This is a genomic window from Clostridium sp. AF17-21AC (assembly GCF_003461365.1).
Lineage (GTDB): Bacteria > Bacillota > Clostridia > Lachnospirales > Lachnospiraceae > Coprococcus > Coprococcus ammoniilyticus.
Genome location: NZ_QTWY01000003.1, coordinates 269765 through 291821, shown reverse-complemented (window position 1 = coordinate 291821; position 22057 = coordinate 269765). Strand labels below are relative to the sequence as shown.

At 42.2% G+C, this 22057-nt stretch carries 14 protein-coding genes; all 14 read right to left on the bottom strand.

The genetic code is table 11. The features are described 5' to 3' along the window. Positions 1-167: 167 nt before the first annotated feature. The gene (locus tag DWW85_RS06450) at positions 168-1958 is read right to left on the bottom strand and encodes an RNA polymerase sigma factor (protein WP_181986520.1); all 1791 of its coding nucleotides are present in this window, start codon (positions 1956-1958) and stop codon (positions 168-170) included. Between the two features lie 75 nt (positions 1959-2033). After that, positions 2034-2198: a hypothetical protein gene (locus tag DWW85_RS12685; RefSeq protein ID WP_156782874.1), complete on the bottom strand. Its 165-nt coding sequence runs from the start codon at positions 2196-2198 to the stop codon at positions 2034-2036. Between the two features lie 193 nt (positions 2199-2391). Beyond that, entirely contained in the window at positions 2392-3483 is a 1092-nt protein-coding gene (locus tag DWW85_RS06445) for a hypothetical protein (RefSeq protein WP_117808054.1), read from the bottom strand. Positions 3484-3715: 232 nt separating this feature from the next. Further along, on the bottom strand, positions 3716-9439 hold the full coding sequence (locus tag DWW85_RS06440) for a leucine-rich repeat protein (protein WP_117808053.1): 5724 nt from the start codon (positions 9437-9439) through the stop codon (positions 3716-3718). A gap of 68 nt (positions 9440-9507) precedes the next feature. After that, entirely contained in the window at positions 9508-11001 is a 1494-nt protein-coding gene (locus tag DWW85_RS06435; RefSeq protein ID WP_181986519.1) for a LuxR C-terminal-related transcriptional regulator, read from the bottom strand. Between the two features lie 219 nt (positions 11002-11220). Beyond that, on the bottom strand, positions 11221-12375 hold the full coding sequence (fabV, locus tag DWW85_RS06430) for an enoyl-ACP reductase FabV (RefSeq protein ID WP_117808051.1): 1155 nt from the start codon (positions 12373-12375) through the stop codon (positions 11221-11223). 92 nt (positions 12376-12467) lie between these two features. Next, a complete protein-coding gene (dnaB, locus tag DWW85_RS06425) occupies positions 12468-13808 on the bottom strand; it encodes a replicative DNA helicase (RefSeq protein ID WP_021944647.1) in 1341 nt (446 codons plus the stop codon). Then, positions 13808-14257, bottom strand: coding sequence for a 50S ribosomal protein L9 (rplI, locus tag DWW85_RS06420; protein ID WP_021944646.1), 450 nt, complete (start codon positions 14255-14257; stop codon positions 13808-13810). Before rplI ends, dnaB begins: the two co-directional genes overlap by 1 nt. A 1-nt stretch (position 14258) precedes the next feature. Beyond that, positions 14259-16403 (bottom strand): DHH family phosphoesterase, encoded by a 2145-nt coding sequence (locus DWW85_RS06415; protein ID WP_117808050.1) that lies wholly within the window; start codon positions 16401-16403, stop codon positions 14259-14261. Between the two features lie 70 nt (positions 16404-16473). Further along, entirely contained in the window at positions 16474-17253 is a 780-nt protein-coding gene (locus DWW85_RS06410) for an IspD/TarI family cytidylyltransferase (protein ID WP_021944644.1), read from the bottom strand. Positions 17254-17395: 142 nt separating this feature from the next. Further along, positions 17396-18517: a CDP-glycerol glycerophosphotransferase family protein gene (locus tag DWW85_RS06405; protein WP_181986518.1), complete on the bottom strand. Its 1122-nt coding sequence runs from the start codon at positions 18515-18517 to the stop codon at positions 17396-17398. A 98-nt stretch (positions 18518-18615) separates the two neighbouring features. Beyond that, positions 18616-19971 (bottom strand): glucose-6-phosphate isomerase, encoded by a 1356-nt coding sequence (locus tag DWW85_RS06400; protein WP_008402430.1) that lies wholly within the window; start codon positions 19969-19971, stop codon positions 18616-18618. 74 nt (positions 19972-20045) lie between these two features. Then, complete coding sequence (locus tag DWW85_RS06395) at positions 20046-21023, bottom strand: polysaccharide deacetylase family protein (RefSeq protein ID WP_242996073.1); 978 nt, start codon at positions 21021-21023, stop codon at positions 20046-20048. A gap of 61 nt (positions 21024-21084) precedes the next feature. Further along, the gene (locus tag DWW85_RS06390) at positions 21085-22038 is read right to left on the bottom strand and encodes a hypothetical protein (protein ID WP_117808048.1); all 954 of its coding nucleotides are present in this window, start codon (positions 22036-22038) and stop codon (positions 21085-21087) included. Positions 22039-22057 lie beyond the last annotated feature (19 nt).

Here is a 22057-nt window from a genome sequence, read left to right as displayed (position 1 = left end):
TCAGACACCATTTTTTAAGTATAATCGGAGAGTTTTTGGAAATACAATCGGAGAGATTCGGTATTTTCAGTCGGAGAGTTTTTTTATAGAATGAACTTTCTCTTATAAAATAAAATGCCTTCGACTGATTCTTAAAAAACAGCCAAAGGCACGCTAATAATTTTTTATTATTTGCTCTCTTTAAAATATTTCAATGCATCTGCATAGGACATTTCACATCCGTCACTTACTCCTCCTAAATTTCGACCTGCCATTATATTTCCTGACGAATCTCTGTTAATATCTGCCAACTGATCATATATGCCATAAGGAGCTGTCGCCGCCATGTTCTTCAGAACCTCACTATCCACTTCTTGATATATTTCGTCGCGTTTTGTCTGATATTCCTCCCAGGCCACAGATATACCATCCCGTTCTGCAACCGGCACCGTTTCTTCATCCCCCACTTGTTCTGCATGACAGGTCCAGACAATCGGTTGTAAGCTATCTCCACGAGAAGTAGCCACATCGAATTCTATCATCTTATCTATGATACCAATCTCTGTATCATCACTCTGTCCATCGCTGCAAAGTATGTACAACCGGCATCCATGACCTGAAGTTTCGTTAGCATCAACTATGACATACGGAGTTCCTTCCGCTCCCCATTTGTCCCGGTTCTCATCTGACCTTGTATCAAGTTCTCCACTATAAACCTGTACTGCTTCATTATCTATATATGTATATACATGAAGATCCGCTTTATTCGGATCTGATTCATCCTGTGCCGCAAAGATCAGTTCAGGAGTATCATCTCCCATAATATCAACAACAGTAATCGCTCTGGCTTCTCCTACCAACGTCGGTTCGTTCTCCCGCACCTGTGAAGTCTGCCAGCCATAATCCTGAATTTCCTGTCTATATTCCTTCAGCACCTCTGTATATGCATCCTGCCAGGTGTTCTGGTTGTGATTGTATATTGCTACACCGGCTGCTCCTCCTGCTACTGCCACTCCGGCTGCCGCCATTGTGATTTTTCCTGCTACTGTTTTCAAGAAGGTCTGTTTTGCCGCTGTAGCTGCTGCCGTCTTGCCTCCTGCGGCTGCACCTGTTCCCGCTGCCGACCCTGCAGCTCCGGCGACTCCGGTACCCCCGGCTGTGGCTGCACTTCCGGCAACAGATAATGCGCCTGCGGCACCACCATGAATCAACCCGGCACCGACTACACTTCCAACACCTGCCAGCTTGTCGAAGGTTCCTGCTACCAGCATGCCTCCACGCTCTGCCATCAGCAGATAGGTAAGAAGCGCCATAGGTGTGTAGCTGTACAGCTTGTAACCCTTCTTCTGAAGCTCCTCTGCCTTTGCCTTAATATTCTTCCGTCCATAATTCAATCTGGACTTTACTGTATTCTCTGAACATCCAAGAACTGTCGCAATATCTTTTATACTGTATCCTTCAATGTGGAACATCAGCACACACATTCTCTGTTCATCAGACAATGATCCGATCAGCTCCTGTACCATTTCCTGTGTTTCTTTCGTTGTACATGCCATCTCAGGCTGGGCTGTCATGTTCTCATCTGCGATCGAATATTCAAATGTCTCTCCATCCTGATCTTCTCTCTGCATATCCGAAAAATTCACTGTATGGCGATCTCTCAATGCATTCCTTGCGGTATTTGCAACGATGGTACTGAGCCATCCCGGAAATGAATTTGCATCCTGAAGACCGGAAAGCCGTTCAAATGCTTTCACATAGGAATCATGCAGAACATCCATCGCTTCATCCTCATTCTTCATGTATTTCATCGCAATATACAGCTTATTCCGATATGTCATCTCATACAGATAGGAAAAGCCTTCTTCCCTTCCGGCTTTTGCCTGCTCCACCGCCTCTGTATAATCAACTGCCGCCCCACAGAACGGACAGTTATATTCATTTCCCTGCAGATCATTCCCACATGTTTTGCAAATCATTTGTAGCCTCCCACACGCCTGTTTTTTCATTTTTGTATACTTTTAATAGAAATATGTCAGATCCGTTTTTTCTGTTTAGCCTATTATAGCCTTTACTGCACTAACATCCAGATTTGTTATCTCAACAATCTGATCCAAAGAATAGCCTTTCTTATGCATATTTAGTACAATCTCTGTTCTTGCCTTCTCTTCACCTTTAGCTTCACTTTCTTCCTTGATACCCTGACTTAAATTACACATAATACTCACTTCCTTTTCTACCACGTCTCACCGTCTCTCCAGATTTCATTGTAACGTAGTTCACAGGGGATAGCAAGATGAAGAAAATAAAGGCAACAAAAAACTGACATGAGGATCAGGTATCTTTTCTTCCGAAAATATGATGATCCATATGTCAGTTTTTGTACTTATTTATGTAGGGTTGTATTTATTATTATTTAATCTTAACAGTCTTAACCTTACTCCAAGAAGAATAATAATATTCATCCGGAGTACTACCATAATTATCAATCTTCACATAAGAACGAACACGAACATAATATGTTCCTTTTTTCAAATCAACCATATACATTCCTGTATATTCATCCTGCTTTGTCTTTTTGCCCTTTTTAAACTTTTTGTCTCTTGCAATCTGGAACTGATAGCCATTTGCCAATGAATTTTTCTTACACCGTATATACATCGTCTTATACTTATTATCCGGTTTTGTTTTAGTAATAGTTGGCTTTGGTATTGCTTTTGTAGAAGTTCTAAAGGAATAATTACCTGTATAACAATAATCAGTTGCATAATTCATGCTTCCTCTAAAGCTGACATAATATGTTCCTTTTGGTAAAAATACTCTGTATTTATGGAGTCCCGCTTCTATATCTGATACACTAACACTCCGGCTACCACTTGTATTTGCAAAACTGACATTCAGTTCACGAATCTTACTGGAAATTGTCAGATTTACATACTGGCTTTTTGTTACCCTCATCTTGTAAATATCTACATCATCATTCAACGCCAACTGACCTTTTACAGATTTGCCAAGCTTATAAGAGGTTGCTGTTCCCATCTCATTGTTCTTTGCCATTGTGCTTTCTGATTTGGTTTCCTTAGATGCTGTAAATGATGGTGTAAATGTGAAATTACAACCACTCATGCCATCATTCATACCTAGTACTAATGTATAATTACCAGCCAGCAAATCTACCGATATGCTTCCACTTACTACATTATAAGTATAATATACTTCTTTTTCTGTTTCATCTAAAATTTTCACGTTACTAATATCGGTAAACCCATATCCTGCATTCGATATCTGAATTACAAAAACAACCTTTCCGGATTGTTTCAAAGAAAATGCATATTTATAACATTTACTGGTCTCTGTACTGCCACTATACGAACTGTCCCATTTCAGTTCTGGTCCCTCTGTTGTTCCTGCTGCAGATGCCTTCTGCACTGGCATCACTAACATTACGAATGCTGCTGCCAGCATTACAATTAACCCTTTCCATAAACTCTTGTTTTTCATCATCTTTCTTCTCCTTTTCATTTTTTTATTACAACAAATATTTACAGATGCAAGAGAAATATTTTATTTTCCTGCCTTCTACTATATAAGACAGGGGCAAATGGAAAAAGGTTTTAAAGTTTTCAAATTTTTTAAAAATTTTTTTCACCTTGACTCATACTGTCCAGATAAAACGAAAACGCCGTCTGTAATATTCCTACCACAAACGGCGTCCTTTGCTTTTACTGTTATTTTGTTATTTTGTTACATTGACCTTGGAAGATAAGCCTTTGCTCTTAAACAGCTTCTGATAAGAGGAAACCTTCTTCTTAGGTACCTTGATCGTTGTAACCTTGGTTATACCCTTAAACGCATTTTTAGAAAGCTTCTTTGAGGTTATCTTTGAAGACTTAATTGTAATTGTCTTCAGCTTCTTACATCCGCTAAATGCCTGATCTCCGATCTTCGTTGTCTTCGCCGGAAGCGTAATACCGGTAAGAACCTTACAGCCCTTAAATGCATTTGCTCCGATCTCCGTTACGTTCTGTCCCATAGTAACGGTTTTAAGTTTTATTGCTCCATTGAAAGCATTCTTGGAGATCTTACTAACATTGCTTCCAATTGTAACCTTTGTTACCTTCTTATTATTCTTGAAAGCACCCTCTGCGATCTGTGTTACTTTATATTTCTTACCTCTGATCTTCACGGTTGCCGGAATGCTGACAGTCTTAGCCTTTTTATTTACAGGTGCTTTATATGCAACTGTTTTCTTGGATGTGCTTATAACCTGAACCTTTGCAGCTTTACTGTCATCAGAAACCACATCCCCCTTCTTGAGCGGTTTTACTATTGGTTTTTCCGGTGTCGGTTCCTGAAGCTTTGCGATTGGCTCTGTTCTTGTCTTTTTGCAGACGCTGCAGGTATATGTCTTTACACCCTCTGTCTTTGTAGTTGGCTGTGTTGTAACCTTTCCTTTATCCCATGTATGTCCGGTTGCCTTCAGTTCTTCTGTATCTATAACCTCATTACACTCGGTACATCTATATGTGATAGAACCATTTTTCTCACAGGTTGGCTCAACTCTTGTTCCATTATCTTTGATATGTTTTGTATGTGGTGCCTTAACCTTGATTATTACTACATATTCGTCAGATGTATATGCTCTTTCTTCTGTATAGGATGTTACTGTAATTGTAGTCTCACCGCATCCCGTTATAGTAACTTTACCGGTCTCATCTACAGCAGCAACCTCCGGATCAGCCGAAACATACCGTAATGCAGAGAGCTTGGATTCAAGCGCTGCATCCTTCAAAGCCACATCCAGTGTAAATGCACTATCGCCAAATACCTTCTCATAAGTCTCCGTACCGGTTAATTCAAGTCTGGTAGTTGGAAGAACCGTTACTGCAATCCTCTTTGTTGTAGTGCCCTTACCTGTACTTGCAGTGATAATGGTCGATCCCTTGCCTAACGCAGAAATGGTAATTCCATCACAAGCAGCTATCTCTTCGCCGCCTTCTGCAACCTTATAGTCAATAACATCTGTTGATCCATCGTTAAGTTTGGCATCGATCCAGATCTTCTCGCCCTTATAAAGCGTCACCTTATATTCACCGGCTGATGCATCCCACGCAAAATCATCAGAATCGGAAGTGATCGTAATACTGGTTCCCTTTACATACTTTGTTAATGTAACATTTATGGAATGTGATAATTCAGAATCTGCATAGTAGTTTACTGCACTATCCTTAATTGTTACATTAACAGCGATTTCTGCTGTTCCTGCCTTTGAATAGGATGTATCATAAGCAGTCGTGATAACTCCGTTTGATACATTTGCCACGATATTTGACTGATCGGATATCTTCTTATAAGATACAGTATATTCATCTGCTGCAAGGCCTTCGATCTCGCCAAATTCTATCTGAAGCTCATGCTTTACATCATTCTGAACTGTAAATTCATTTGATCTTACAAGTGCATCGATATCCGTAAGCTTCGCTTTTGCAATTGTAAATGTTGCTTCCTTACTGTTTGTAGTATGAATACCATCACCCTTGATCGTAAGTCTACCGGTACCGGCATTCACATTCTCACCATACTCTACCGTATACTGATCGTCCGGAACAACTGCGCCATCGATTGTAACTTCGATATTTTCCTTATCCGGTGTCTGCTGCGTTCCATCATAGGTATATTCGCCATTTACTGCTACTGCTGCCTCTGCAAGATCATAGTATAAGGTTGGCTGTGTGATCACTATTGTATACTGGATCACTACTGTTTTTGCTTTATCTACATATATATCTGCTACATATGTTGCCTCAACCGCATTCTGTCCGACTACCTCACTTGATACAAAATCGATCTGACCAACTGTATTGGTAAATCCCTGTACCTGAAGACGGATCTTATCCTTCAGTGCTGAGATATCACCGACATTCTTACCTAATGCAAACTTAACAACATGCTCCTCATTATCTACATCTGTAGCAACAAATGATTCGCCGCCCGCAGTAAGTGTGGTCTTTCCCTTATTTAAGCCTGCAAAATCAAATACAGTTATCTCATAGGATGCTGTAATATCATCACTGTATCTGTCATCTGCAATATACTGAAGTGTTACCGTCTGTGCAGAAACGCTGTTCATATCATAGCCTGTAACCTTCAGCTCTTTATCAATATCAACCGGTGCAGTCTTCTTATTCTTATAAGTCTTTACCACCTTCAGACCATTCAGATCAAACTCTGCCCCTTTGGCAAATGCTGTCTTATTTGGGAAACGTTCGATGCTGATCGATTCTACGGTTGATTTTGCTTTTACTGCAAATTTTATCGTCTCACCACGATATTCAGATACCGATAATACTACATTGTACTCTCCTGTTTCCTGATTCTTTGTAACATAACTGCTGTCATTTATAATGGACTTGCCATCCAACAGGATATCTGTGATCTGGAATCCGTCATGTGCAACAATGTTATTAATTGCATATGTACCGGTAGTAGTATCCTCCAGGCTGGACTCATCAATGATCAACTGGTTCTCTGCAAGATTTCCCTTTGCATTGTAGGTTACACCATCATCAATATCCAGTTCAAGGTATACTGCAATCTCCCCTTCCTCCGGAGTCTGATTCTTTCCCTTTGTGATAACACCATTTCCGGTATATTTACCATTCATAAAGAACTTACCGTAAATATTAGCATTTTCTTCCAGATTAAGAGAACCGTTCAATACAATGATACCATATTCGGAATCCATCGCCATTGTTCCCTTAACTGTTAAAGTACCATTGATGATTAACTGTGCATCACTGTCAGCTGCCCAAACAAGCGCACCCGGAAGTACATTATCATGCTGTGGATCAACTACAAGTTCAACGTCCTTAGGAATGATCAGCTTGGATGATGACGGTAATTCTAATGTTGTTCCTGCTTTAATATGTGTACTCTTGCGAATGGTTGCTGTTCCATAAACCTCATATGTCTTTCCTACGAACAGAACAGAGTTAGAAACAGTTCCCAGAACAGGAACATCCTCTGCCTTTGCTCCACAGATATTATCACCGATAATTGTAATATCAGAAGCAGATGAGCCATTCAGTGCTCCTACTGCAATACCATTTTCAGCACTGAGGTTGACTGTTGCATCTGTTAAGACATTTACGTTCTTAACATCTCCTGCATAAGCACCGATTGCCGGACCATTTGCAGCAATAACTATAAGCTTTCCTTTTGTCTCAACGACCTCGCCGATAATATTAATATCCCTTGTCTCTGAATTCAGACCGGCTCCGATACCGGCTCCATTTCCTCTTGCTCTGATACTAATAAAACCTGTATTTGAAATATTAATATTTGTTGCCTCTGATACAGTATCTGTTGCTCCGGAACCAATACCGGCTCCGTTTTCTGTACCATCGACAGTCAGATTTCCTGCATACTCTAAATAAATATTGATATTATCAACGGATGCATTCTTACCGGAACCGATACCGGCTCCGTCTGTTCCTGCTGTTACCGTTACAGCTACATTTCCTGAAATGTAAATATCGGAGGCTGCACCTGCCAGACCGGAACCGATACCTGCTCCATTTGCTCCACCAACTGCTGTTACAGTTCCACCTGATATCGTAATATACGATACCTTTGCATTTGCTCCCGAACCAACACCGGCTGCATCTGTGCCACCTGTTGCTTTTTTTACAACACCGCCTGTTACCTTAATCTCTGTTGCTTCTACATCAGATCCGGAACCGATACCGGCTCCACCGTCTCCACCGGTCGCTATTACAGTTCCTCCTGAAATGGTAATACCGGAAGCAAGCTTTGCTTCATCATTTATGTAAGCACCGGAACCAATACCGGCTCCGCCAATATTTTTAGAACCGATCGTTCCACTTCCCGCTGTTGCATTTACGATTCCGCCTGCAATCTCGATATTGGCAGCATCAGCATTTGCACCGGAACCGATACCTGCTGCTCCGTTTGCACCAATTGCTGTTACGTCTGCATTTTCTGAGATCCGGATGCCATCAACCGGCATATTGTACTGAGAACCGATACCGGCTGCTCCATATGCTGCATAGCTTTCATTTGATGGCTGTGATCCCCTTGCTTTTATAATTACATTTCCATTTATCTCGATATTTGAAACAACCTTTAAGGTTTTATCTGTACCACCACCGATACCGGCTGCTCCATATGTCGCATTGTTACCGGCAGTTGCATTTATAGTACCTTTCGTCGTAGAAGTCAGTACCAGCTTACCGCTTCCATTCTTCTGGATCGCTGCATAAGCTCCCGATGATGTCAGATTGTTTGTTCCGTAAGCAGTGATCGTCACGGTCTTACCCTCTGCCGGATTTACTGTGATCGCTGCCCCCTGAGTATTCCGTGTGATCGTCAGACTACGGATCGCAAGATTCACATCAATATCCCCTGCTGCCTTGATCTGACCCTTCATAACCTTACCGGATTTTGTTCCGAACAGGATCATCTGCTTATCAGACTTGATCGTAAGTCCATCTGTCTCCGAATAAGAATAGTCATCTTTTGTTGCTGTTTCCGCTGTGTTCTTTACTCCAAGCCAGAGTCCATCCTCCAGCTTCGTGTATTTGTCATAGCCATATGGATCAGTGATCGTATTTGTAAATGTACCATACGCTGTCTCCATACCGGATTTTGACACCGCATATTTTGTAGTATTACTTCCTACCTGATACATACCGGTATTATCATATGAGATCGATACGCCGGATGTCTTTGACTCTACATATCCCCTATGATATTCACCATCAAAAGTAATCCTTATATCATTCGGAATCACATAAGGTGCTCTCTTACAATAAAGATAAATATATGCACCTCCGGCATTTTTATTGAGATCTCCATCAATCTTGTTCCAGTTGCTGTCAACATTCTCGACCCTCTCTGCATTCTGGCTTTTAAGACTGCTTCCTGAATTTCCTCCGGCATACTGCAGCTTTTTATCAGTGTCATTCCAGATACCAAGTGATGAGATTGGATCTCCAGCATTCCTGTCCTTTGTTGCATAGATGTAGATATAACCGGATTTTGAACCTACACCATCATTCAGGTCACCCGTCTTTCTCTCAACGCTATATCCGTCAAGACTGCTTGAAGTACCTGAATTATTCTGCCATACAGACCATATTCTTGTATATGCCTGTGCCGGATCTGTGGTCGTCTTTACCCAGATGTATTCATCTGAACCTTTACCACATCCCCTGTTTACATTTCCCGCATTTCCATCAATAGACAGTCTTGTATATCCTGCATAATTGGCACCAAATCCACCGGATTTAATATCACAGATATACAGTGTCTGACGTGTCGCCGCTTCCGACTTTATATTCGGAAAAAAGTTACCGATACCTGCAACCATTGCAAACACCATAGTTGCAGCCACTACCACTGACATGAAACGCTTCACAAATTTAATTTTCTGTTTCAATCTTATTTCCTCCTTTTTATTTTTTTATATAAAAGAGCCAAATGCTCTTATATATTAAAGCGTCTGTTTTATAACAGACCAATCTCCCGACCGCGTTCGACTGCCTCCTGACGCGTCGGAACCTGCAGCTTACGAAAGATATTACAACTATGGAACTTCACGGTTCCCGTCTTTTTGCCCAGTTGTCGTGCAATATCATCATTACTTAAGCCCTGTGCCATCAAACGAAAGACTTTTTCTTCCATCTGAGTCAGAGGTTCATAATATTCATATGGAGATTTTAAATAATCAGGGAAATAAGTACCGACCGAATATGCAAGTTCTTTAATCTCACTTATGAAGGAATCTTCTTCATATTCTTTCTGATAAATTGCCAGCATTTGTACCATACAATTGCCTGTGTCCGCAAGCAGTCTGATATAACCACACCTTTTTGCAAGCGCAATGGCCTTGGAAAGCTCCTCACACATGCCTTCCATATTCTTCATCTTATAATATATGATAGCTGACAACATATAGCATTCACACAAATCCATATAACGTCTGCCCGGAATCAACAATGCAATAAGCTGGTGTGTGAATACATAGGCAGCCATATATTTGCCTGTCTGTATATAACATCGCACCTTAACCATCCATGCATACATATCCATCATGAAGATGCCCTTATTCTCATCCGGTGCTATCTCATCTAACCAACGCTCTACATCCTGTAGTCGCCCATCATAACAGGCACCAAGACATTCGATCGCATTCAGACTTGAAGTTAATTCATCCCACCCCGTAATCTGTATCCGTTTCCGAATCTTTTCCACCAAAGGACGTGCAGCTTTTGTCTGTCCATTTACCAAAAGGATCTTCATCTGAAGTGCAAGTGCCACAAACAGACAACGCATATCCTTCTCCTGCTCGATCAACGGAATCGTTCCGGTCACAAGAATCAGTGCTTCAAAACAATTATTGTTCTGATAATACCATTCTGCCAGCATGATCTCATACACTTTCTGTCCAACACTTCCACCATATAATCGGCATGCGGCTTCTGTTATCTCGTCCTTGCTTTTTTTCAGATATTTGCCATATCTTGTAAAGTCGCGAAAACCATTCAGTATACTTGGTCTGCATGCTGAAAGCGTAAGACCCATCACGGGCACCAGATTTTCTTCAATTAGAAAGCTTACGATCCGAAAAAACATTGCATCACTTATATATGGCATGACAAGTTCTGTTTTGATACGACAAATGTCCATCATATCATATGTATCCATTTTCACCAGCCGCGGTGTCTTCCCCATAAACTGTACATATGCTTTTGCCTGACTCAAGTCCCCATCCATAGCAGATAGCAATGCAAGATGAGTAAACAGAACCGGATGTGCGGACAGCTCTTCTTTTTTCAGCCCGTAGAAATATGCCCGGCACCCCCAAAGTACCGGCATGGAAAATGGTTTCTTCACAAACTCATCAAAAATAATCTCTAACAGATGGCCTTCTTTTTTTGCTGTCGCTAATATCAACAACACTTCTTCTTCCGATCGTGGATAAATTATCTCGTTATTCATTTGTTTCATACATACCCCCATAACCCTGACGCTTATAGATTATATTATTTATTCCTGTTTTTGTATAGCAAACCTTTCAGACATAAAAACCAAACCCTTGCCCAAACCCTTGCGGTTTTCACACCTGACCGGAACGCTTTTTTACAGAACATATTTTGTGAATAAAGTAAAAAACGGATCCACCTTCCGATGAACCCGTCTATTGTCACAATTGTTTCCTTACATAATATCTACATCTGCACTGTAATCTACACCATCGATCTTAAATCCGAACATATTGTAGAACTCATCCCAGTATCCATCGATATCTGCAAGCTCTTTTACATTTTCGCTGGTAACCGCATCCCAGTTCTTTGCAACTGCTTCCTGAATGTCATCTGCCATTTCCCAGTCATCCATACGAATAAATCCATTCTCGTCTGTCTCTGCTTCTCCAGCCATCTTATCAAGGAAAAGTCTTGCCATCTGCTCGATACAGCCCTCATGAACACCCTTTGCCTTCATCTGCTTATATAACAGCGTGATGTATAACGGAACAACAGGAATTGCTGCACTGGACTGTGTTACAAGTGCCTTGTTGATTGCAATATAAGATGTAACATTTGCAAACTTCTCATTGATGATATCACTTGATCTGTACAGATCCTTCTTTGCCATACCGATCGAACCTTCCGCATAGATTGGGAATGTGATCTTTGGTCCGATATAAGAATATGCAACAGTTGTCACATGCTCTGCCAGAACGCCTGCATCTGATAATGCCTGCATCCAGTCGATCCAGTCCTCACCACCCATAACCTTGATGGTGTTCTCGATTTCTTCCTCGGTTGCTGCCGGGATATGTGCCATTGTTACTGTATTGTCCTTCAGAACTAAAGTCTTATTGGAATACTCCTCACCTACAGTCTTAAGTACAGAAGAATACTTATGTCCATCCGGCGTTACACGTCTTGGTGCTGCAAGGCTGTAAATAACCATATCGACAGTTCCAAGATCTGCCTTGATCGTATCAATTACCTGTTGTTTGATCTCCAGTGAGAATGCATCTCCGTTGATGGATTTTGCATACAGCCCATCCTTCTTTGCTTCTTCTTCAAATGCTCTTGTATTATAGAAGCCTGCAGTCGCTGTTCTTCTTCCATTGGATTCCTTCTCGAACATAACACCAAGTGTATCTGCATCATAGCCAAATGCAACTGCGATTCTGGAAGCGAGTCCATATCCGGTCGATGCTCCGATCACAAGTACCTTCTTTGGTCCCTCAACCTTTGGCTGTGCCTTTACATACTTGATCTGATTCTTTACATTTTCTGCACAACCAACCGGATGAGCGGTGGTACAGATATAATCCTTTACTCTTGGTTCTACTACCATTTTAATTTTCTCCTCTGATCTTCCGATTTATTCGGACTTTCTTTCTCGATTTATATTTATACATTCCGTATTAATATCTTTTTTCTGATCCGTTACATCTGCGGGTGCTCTTTATTTGCAAACTTCGTGTAATCCTGCATCCATACAAGATCAACGGAACCTGTCGCACCTTTTCTCTGTTTTGCGATGATGATCTCAGCGATACCTTTTTTCTCGGTATCCGGATTGTAATAATCATCACGATAGATGAACATAACAACATCGGCATCCTGCTCGATCGCACCGGATTCACGCAGATCGGCAAGCACCGGCTTATGATCCGGTCTGGAGTCAACTGCACGGTTCAACTGTGACAGGGTAATAACCGGAACATTCAGTTCTCTTGCAAGCACCTTTAATGCTCGCGATGTATCAGAAATAAACTGCTGTCTGGACTCTACATGCTTGTTCGTGCTCATCAACTGTAAATAGTCGATGATGATAAGCCCCAGGTCGTTGTTCTGTTTTAATTTTCTGCATTTGGAACGCAGGTCGGCTACCGTGATCGCAGAATTATCATCAACAAAGATCGGAGCATCAGCAATAACCTCTGTACTCTCCATGATCTTATCCCATTCATCATCTACAAGCTGTCCCGTCTGGATCTTCTGTGAATTAACAAGTGAATCCAGCGCGATCATACGTGTTACCAACTGTTCCTTCGACATTTCCAAACTGAATATTGCAACCGGAATACGCTTCTTTACAGCTACATGATGTGCGATATTTAAGACAAATGCAGTTTTACCCATAGCAGGACGAGCCGCTACCAGGATCAGTTCCGATCCATGCAGACCTGTCAGCATATTATCCAGATCGATAAATCCGGTCGGCACACCGGTAACTCTGGTGTTCTGTCTGGATGCAGCCTCGATCTGATCGATAACATCTAATACGATTGAATCGATCGACGCAAAATCATTTGCACCGTTTCTCTGCTGTACGATCTTGTAGATCCCACTCTCTGCTGTCTCAAGCAGACCATCCACGTCATCCGTATCCAGATAACAGTCCTTTTCAACATCCTCACACATCTTGATCATGCGGCGAAGCACCGCTTTATCTGCTACGATCTTCGCATAATACTTGGCATTTGCCGAGGTTGGCACTGCGGCTATGATATCTGCAATATAACTCATACCCGCCACATCTTCCGGAATATTCTTCTCCCGGAGCCGGTTATTCAACGTGATCAGATCGACCGCCATTCCTTCCTTGAACAGCTCGATCATGTTCTCATACAGAATCGCATTCTGTGCACTGTAAAAGTCTTCCTTCGTAAGTATATCCGATACGTCTACGATCGCATCACGATCCATGATCATAGAACCGATAACTGACTGTTCTGCATCCAGGTTATATGGTTGTTTCTTCCTGATAAATGCGTCTTCCATTAGTCAGCCTCTTCTACCTTTACTGTTAGCTCTGCCTGTACCTGTGGATGCAGCTTGATCTTAACAGTAAATGTTCCCATTGCTTTGATCGCATCCTTCAGCACGATTTTCTTTTTATCAATATCATAATGCAACTGGCTCTTGATCGCATCTGAGATCTCCTTGGAGGATACAGAACCAAATGCCCTTCCGCCTTCTCCTACCTTGATACCGACGGCTACAGATGCCTTTTCAAGCTCTGCTGCCAGCGCCTTTGCTGCTGCAAGATTCTCTGCTGCAACCTTTTCTTCATGCGCTTTCTTTAACTTATAATCATTCAGGTTCTTCGGTGTTGCCTCAAGTCCCAGCTTTCTCGGGATGATATAATTTCTGGCATGACCGTCACTGACATTTACCAGCTCTCCTTTTTTTCCGAGACTCTTTACATCTTCCAGTAAGATAACCTTCATATTAAATATCTCCTTCCTTGTACATCTCCTCAAGTAAATTGACAAGCTGTTCCTTTACTTCTTCCTTTGTTGTATTCGTGAACTGTGCGGCTGCAATATTCGCATGGCCACCGCCACCCATACGTTCCATGATGATCTGTACATTTACATCATCGATCGACCGGGCTGATATCTTAACATCATCTCCAAGCTGTGCAATGACAAAGGAGGCACGCACGCCTGCTATATTTAACATCTCGTTTGCCACCTTCGCTGTCAATACGATCGGTGACTCCGGACCTTCTTTCGGTTCAAATACAGATACCGCAAACATTCCGAGAACCATCTCGGCATTTCTGACACCATCTGCCTTCTGTCTGTAAGAATCAATATCACTCCGGAACATCTTACGGACACGCATAACATCCGCACCGCTTCTTCTTAAATATGCGGCCGCTTCAAAGGTACGCACGCCTGTCTTTGTCAGGAAATTATCCGTATCGATCAGGATCCCGGCATACATAGCATCCGCCTCGGACGGACGCAGCTTAATTTTTTCATCCATGTACTGCAACATCTCTGCGATCATTTCACATGCAGATGATGCAAATGGTTCTACATAAGAAAGGGTTGCATTGGCAATGACATCCTTAGTCTGTCTGTGATGGTCGAATACAACCACCGTCTTTGCATAGGAGATCAGCTCCTCACATTCCGTCAGACTTGGATTATTGACATCCACAACAACCAGCATGGTATCAGCATTGATCATCTCGATCGCCTGCTCATTGTTGATGATCATATCATCCCCATACATACTGTTGGCAGTAAAATTACCATAGATCGGACTGATGGCAGAGGACACTTCATTGATTACGATATGTGCCTCCTTATTCATGGAATTTACCATCCGGTATACGCCGATCGCCGATCCAAATGCATCCATATCCGGATTCTTATGCGCCATAATGATAACTTTTTCTTTTGTTTCCAGTAATTCCTTGAATGCCAGGGTCTTAACACGGGCTTTTACTCTGGTTGATTTCTCAGTACCCTGACTACGTCCACCGTAATAAGTGATCTTGTCATTCGACTTTAATACAACCTGATCACCACCTCGTCCAAGTGCAAGTTCCATTGCAGAACGGGCAGCTTCAAAATCTTCTATAAAGCTCTTATATTCCGTGCCCAGACTGATTGAAAGCGTCAATGGAAGATCATTTCCGATATTGATTGCTTTTACTTCATCCAGCAACGCAAACTTATTCTCCTGAAGCTGTGGAAGATATTTTTTCGGCATGACAAACATGTACTTGTCCTTCTCAAAGGAACGTACAATGGCATCTACGTTTGCCATATATTTATTGATCTTTCGATCGACGAGAGCAACCAGCAGAGAATGTCTTACCTCTTCCAGGTCATCAAATATCTCATCGTAATTATCAATGTAGATCAGACCGGTCACCAGCTTCTGCTCTTCATTCTCTTTTGCCAGTTTATTCCGTTCTGTCATATCAAACAGATACATAGCAGTGAAGTTTGTAACTCCTGTATGTTTTTTCCGTTTGATCGTTTTCTTCTCCTGTGGCTGGTCCTCTGTAACCGGCAGATTCTCCATTTCCTCCTCATGTTCTGAGGTCTCCTGTTCCTGGACACTGTCTACCGGTCCATCCGGATTTACCCGGATATTCTTAATCTCAACTCTGTACTCTTTTCCATCGTATTCAATATCCGCATGTACCGGCTCATCACACTCACCCGGTATCATCTCATGGGTCAGTCCCTCAAATACCTGCATCGCAGTCAGACGCATCAGCTTCCGCTTGCTGGTGTTCGTAATATGAGCAAATTCATCATTCACCCATGCGAGCCTGCCTGTCTTATCCAGTATCGCATATGGAATCGGGAACTCACGGATCAGATCTTTCTGAACCCGCCCATTTTCCATTGCACGATTTGCATATGCGGCTTCACTGGACACTCTGGAAGAAATATAAAGGACTATCACCACAACCGAGTACACTGCAGTAAATATGATCCCTACAATTCCTGCAACAACACTGACCGTCAGCATCCAGATATCACAAAGTACAAATAATGCGATCACATAAAGCGGCATCTGTAAATATATTTCATGTCTGGTGTCTGTATGTCTGTTATCATTCATGGAGATAATCCTTTCCGGGCATCCTGAAAAATGCCCTGTCTTTATTCATATTTGTATGTGAGTCTATGATCTATTTCTCATTGTCTTTCTTATACTGACTCATTCTGGTATCAATCTTGTTTGTAATTCCAAGACCAAATGCCTGCTCATTTTCCTTATACTGCAATAACGCACGGAACATGTATACATCCTCCGGTGTTGTTACCTTGATATTTCCTCTGTTGCCTTCTACGATATGTGCAACGATATTCTGGCTTCTGATGATCGTACATGCATCTACCATTCCTTCATAACCGGTTGGTGTAGCGCGGACAACATCATGTGCTGCAATGATATCCTTCAGATAGAAGGACTGTGGCGCCTGTGCAGAATAAGTATCCTTTCTTGGTGGTACGGAATCGATCTCGATACCATCCTCACTGATCATAATCGTTTCATAGCAGGCTGTTGATGTGATCGCATTTCCATATTTCTTAACGGTTGCAATATTGTTTGCAATAACATCATAAGATACATATGGACGAACGCCATCATGGATCAGCACGATAGAATCCTCCGGGCACTCTGACTCTGCCATCTTAAGTGCGTTGTAAATAGAATCCTGTGAAGTTGCTCCACCTGCTAATACATGCTTTACCTTTGTAAGGTGATATTCGTTTGCAAGATCCTCTACATAAGGAATGTAATCCTTCAGAACAGAAATATAGATCGCATCAATCTGATCATGGTACTGAAATAACTGTAATGTATGGATCAGAATTGGCTTTCCATTGATCTCAAGAAACTGTTTTGGGACACCTGCTCCCATTCTTACTCCGCTTCCACCTGCAAAAATAATTGCTATATTCATCTACTGTTTTCTCCTTTTTTCTCTAATTATTTTCATGAAACCGGACTGCCGTCTGGCAATCCCCTCACAGAATGTTCCTGTATATACTTATCCCATTCTGCATAGATATATTAATATTATAACGTATTCACAAAAAATTCAACTATAGGTTTTTCACAACCTCCAAAATCCGCTCCGTTGCCTGTCCATCACACATTTGCATATGGTATTTCAGGCATTCCCGGATCTCATCTGTCCGATTCTGTGTGAATTCCCGGTCTATCGCAGCCACCAGCTTCGTTCCATCGGATACGATCTGGCATGGGAAAGAATCATATGGAACATAGAATCCTCTGGCATGGTCAAAGGAATCAAAATCCGGTGCAAAGAATAAAAACGGCTTCTCATATACCATATAGTCAAATAATACCGACGAATAATCCGTGATCAGCAGATCTGCAACTGCAAATATTTTCTCGGATGGCAGATCGCAGTTCGACTTCATTCCCTTTTCTTCCAGATGCGGATGCAGCTTGATCACCCAGTAATACCGGTCTGAGGTTTCTTTCATGGCTCTCTGTATTTCTTCCATTCCACAGAGCGTCGGCATAGCTGCATTTCCACGAAATGTCGGAGCCCACAGGATGACTTTTTTCCCTTTTGCATCTGGATATTTCCGGTAGAATTCCTCACGGTTTGCCTGATTCCACGCTTCATCATAATAACAGTCTGAACGGCTGATCCCGGTTGCCTGTACAACACCCGGTGCAAGCCGCATCGTCTTTGTAAATACCGGCACACAGCATAGTGCACTGACGGTCAGCAGATCATAGTTTTTGTAAACCGAACCGCCTTTATACATCTTCGGAATATCCTCCGTCGTATCATATCCGCTTTTTTTAAGCAGTCCTCCGGAATGCCAGAGCTGCACAACCTTCGTCTCCGGACGTTTTGTGCAGGCAGAAACCGGAAGGAAATTATCACAGATAAACACATATTCGGCGGCCGCATACCGTTTCATAAACTGCTTCAACCATTTTAACAGGCTGCCATATCCCATCTTTCCAAAATCAGTGACCCACGTTTCATTCTTATACTCTGGATCTCCCTGCAGTGTTTCATACATTTTTCTCATGGAAAAAGGTAGATCCTCATGATGTGCATCGGCAAAAATTACCAGCCCCTTTTCGACCGGCTTTCCGGCATACCGTTTGTAGAGCATCGGCAGATAGACCTGCTGCATCGCCATTTTCAACACCTGTTTTATATAAAATACTATCTTCATGTGCTTCAAAATAAACCTTTCGACTATTTTGAAAACCGGCGGCATCCGCGTTTTCATGCGTATGCCGCCGGCTTATCGTCATCTTCTATCTAACTTTATTAACCATTGATTCTGGAAAGAAGCTCTTTGCCAAGTTCTTCATTTCCTGGTTTGCCAAGTAATGCGAACATGTTCTTCTTGTAGCTTTCTACACCTGGCTGGTTAAATGGATTTACACCAAGTGTGTATCCACTGATACCACATGCAAACTCAAATGTGTAGAACAGCTCACCTAATGTGAACTCATCGATCTTGTCGATGTTAATCTGGATGATTGGGATTCCACCATCAACATGTGCAAGAATTGTTCCGTTCATAGCACTCTTATTTGCAAAATCTACTGTCTTGCCTGCAAGGTAGTTCAGACCATCAAGATCACAATCCTCTTCTTCCATAACGATCTCACATGTTGGATGTAACACATTGATTACTGTCTCGAAATGGTTCTGTGAACCCTGCTGGATAAACTGTCCTAATGAATGAAGGTCTGTTGTAAAGTCAGTTGCTGTTGGGAATAATCCCTTACCATCTTTTCCTTCGCTCTCGCCGTATAACTGCTTCCACCATTCTGCTACGAAATGTAATGCCGGCTCAAAGTTGGCAAGGATCTCGATAGACTTGCCCTTTCTGTACAGAATATTACGAACTGCTGCATACTTCATAGCATCACTGTCGTCGAAGTTCTCTGCAAGACAATCCTTTCTTGCTGATGCAGCACCTTCCATGAGCTTATCAATATCTGCTCCGCTTACTGCGATTGGAAGAAGACCTACTGCTGTCAGAACTGAGAAACGTCCACCTACATCATCAGGTACTACGAATGTCTCATATCCTTCTTCTGTAGCAAGTGTCTTTAATGCTCCCTTTGCCTTATCTGTTGTAGCATAGATTCTCTTAGCTGCTTCTTCTTTGCCATATTTCTCAATTAATTTCTTCTTGAAGATTCTGGATGCAATACCAGGCTCTGTTGTTGTACCTGACTTGGAAATAATGTTGATAGAGAAATCTCTGTCTCCGATCACCTGTAACAGATGTGCCATATAGGTACTGCTGATATTACTTCCTGCATAATAGATCTCAGGGGTTTTACGGATCTCTTTATCTACTGAATTATAAAAGCTGTGTCTTAAAGCTTCGATCGCTGCTCTTGCACCAAGGTAAGAACCGCCGATACCGATAACTACCAGAACATCTGAATCTGACTGGATCTTAGCTGCCGCTTTCTTGATTCTGGCGAACTCTTCCTTATCATAGTCAACCGGAAGATCGATCCATCCAAGGAAATCGTTTCCTTCACCGGTCTTGTTTACAAGTGTTGATTTTGCTGCAACAACTTCTTCCTTAATAGCTGCGATGTCCTCAGCGGAAGCCATACCAGCAACATTCTTAAAATCGAAACTTACTGTCTTTGCCATTTTATTATCTCTCCTTGCTTATATGATTTTTCAAAGCTATGGATAATTGTAGCAAAAGGAACCCCCATAATCAACTATTTTTCGAACATTTCATCAAGTGATACAAATCTGTAACCAAGTTCTGTTAAATTTGACAACATTGTATCTAACGCCTGCGCATTTGACTCCGACACATTATGCATGAGCGGGATCGCTCCATTATGATAATATTTATCAAAATGCTCGATCACATAATCCTTCCCCGGCTGATTATTTACATCATAATCCAAATATGCCATGCTCCAGAAAATGGTCTTATACCCCATATCCTTTGCCAGTTGGAGTACCCTTTCACTGTACTCACCGCTTGGCGGTCTGAAATACGGATCCATCCGGTAGCCCGTGGCCTCCTTCATATAATCAGCACAGGTCTGCAATTCTTCCTTCTGTTTCTCCACACTGATACCGGGCATGGAAGGATGGGTAACGGTATGGTTGCCAACCTGGTGGCCCTCCTCTTTCATTCTTTTTACCAGCTCCACATTATCCCTGATATACGTCTGTGTAACAAAAAAACAAGCTTTTGCATTATGCTTCTTTAACGTGTCCAGTATCTGTTCTGTATATCCGTTCTCATAACCGCAGTCAAAGGTCAGATACATAACCTTGTCATCTCCTGCATCCTGATCCACATAATATGCATCATACTGTTCGATCGAAAAACTGTGATCGCAGTCACTGATCCCATGATTTTTATCCCGTACAATGTACCATGAAAACTTCTTATTGCTGACCGCATCATAATCCCGAAGCAGCGTCATATCCTCCGTCGTCGCCTCTGTCCGGTCTTCTACACTTCCATTATCATTTCCTCCTTTTCGTCCATCCGTACTGTCATTTTGTCCACCGGAACCATCAACTGCCTGATTTCCCTCTTTCTGCACCCGACAGTCTCCCGGTGTTGCTACATTTCCGTTTTTACCAGCTCTGCTCTTTGCCATTCCGGCACAGCCTGTCAGAAACAGACACATCATAATTCCCGAAACTACATACAGTTTTTTGACTGCAACCACTTCCAATTGTTATTTTGGATATAATATATGCTGTTTCTTCTGCTGTTTATACCTATACCTGTCAGGTTGTACTGATTCCCTGCAGCAGCTTGTCAAATAATGCATCACACGCCGCAATCTGTTCCTCCGTTACCTCCCGCTCTTCAGCCTTTGCGGTCTGTTTCAGAGACTGCTGCTCTTCAGTTGCCGTCTGCCGCCGGTTTTTCTCTGATCTGCGTTGCTCTGCCCTCATTGTTTTTTTCGATTTTGCCGTGATTCTTTCCCGTGCAGGATCAGACTCCTGCATGTTTTTCTTCTTGCTATCCGCTTCCCGTCCTTTTTTACGCTCTGCTTCTGTCTGTTTCTCGCTCCGTCTGTCCTTCTGCTCTCCCATCTGTGCCAGTGCCGCATCAATATCAATCACATTTGGCTCTATAATAGCCGCTGCTGTCTGTTTCAGACCACTCCGGCTTCTGTCTTCTGCTTCCTGTTTACTGCTCTCCATCTGTTTTTCCTGTTCCCGTTTCAGGCGGTTTGCCAGGCTGTTATTCATATAGTTGACAAGTTCCGCTGATAGCATTTCACATTTTCTCCGGGTATTGAATACGTTGTAGACCATCTGCATAACCCCACATGCAACAATGCCCCACATGCCAATCTGTGTACTTGCAAATACAGAACTGCCTGTCCGATATTCCCACCAGGTTCCGATCAGCCCTGTTCCGGCGGCAAGGATCATCATATTACTGCAAAAGCTGTTCCAGGAGCTGACGTAGCTCTTACCAAACTTCAGTTTATATATGTATTTCTCGACAAACGATCTCGTATCCCGGATACCCACATCAAGATACGATAACTCCTCGTACCTTTTTCGTATCTCCACCAGTGCTTTCTTTTTTGTACTTTTCATACTTCCGACTTCTCTGACCAGCCCCTTTAAAAATCCATTCATTATCAGCTTTGCTGCAATTCCACATATTCCCGTTGCCGCGATCACATACAAAAAAATACTCTGTTCCAAAATAGTTCCAAACATAACCATTTCCCCTTTTCAA

Bases quoted from the DNA above. Each gene is read 5' to 3' on its own strand.
- DWW85_RS06450 (WP_181986520.1), bottom strand. From the start codon at position 1,958: ATGATTTGCAAAACATGTGGGAATGATCTGCAGGGAAATGAATATAAC.
- DWW85_RS12685 (WP_156782874.1), bottom strand. From the start codon at position 2,198: ATGTGTAATTTAAGTCAGGGTATCAAGGAAGAAAGTGAAGCTAAAGGT.
- DWW85_RS06445 (WP_117808054.1), bottom strand. From the start codon at position 3,483: ATGATGAAAAACAAGAGTTTATGGAAAGGGTTAATTGTAATGCTGGCA.
- DWW85_RS06435 (WP_181986519.1), bottom strand. From the start codon at position 11,001: ATGAATAACGAGATAATTTATCCACGATCGGAAGAAGAAGTGTTGTTG.
- fabV (WP_117808051.1), bottom strand. From the start codon at position 12,375: ATGGTAGTAGAACCAAGAGTAAAGGATTATATCTGTACCACCGCTCAT.
- dnaB (WP_021944647.1), bottom strand. From the start codon at position 13,808: ATGGAAGACGCATTTATCAGGAAGAAACAACCATATAACCTGGATGCA.
- rplI (WP_021944646.1), bottom strand. From the start codon at position 14,257: ATGAAGGTTATCTTACTGGAAGATGTAAAGAGTCTCGGAAAAAAAGGA.
- DWW85_RS06415 (WP_117808050.1), bottom strand. From the start codon at position 16,403: ATGAATGATAACAGACATACAGACACCAGACATGAAATATATTTACAG.
- DWW85_RS06410 (WP_021944644.1), bottom strand. From the start codon at position 17,253: ATGAATATAGCAATTATTTTTGCAGGTGGAAGCGGAGTAAGAATGGGA.
- DWW85_RS06405 (WP_181986518.1), bottom strand. From the start codon at position 18,517: ATGAAGATAGTATTTTATATAAAACAGGTGTTGAAAATGGCGATGCAG.
- DWW85_RS06400 (WP_008402430.1), bottom strand. From the start codon at position 19,971: ATGGCAAAGACAGTAAGTTTCGATTTTAAGAATGTTGCTGGTATGGCT.
- DWW85_RS06390 (WP_117808048.1), bottom strand. From the start codon at position 22,038: ATGTTTGGAACTATTTTGGAACAGAGTATTTTTTTGTATGTGATCGCG.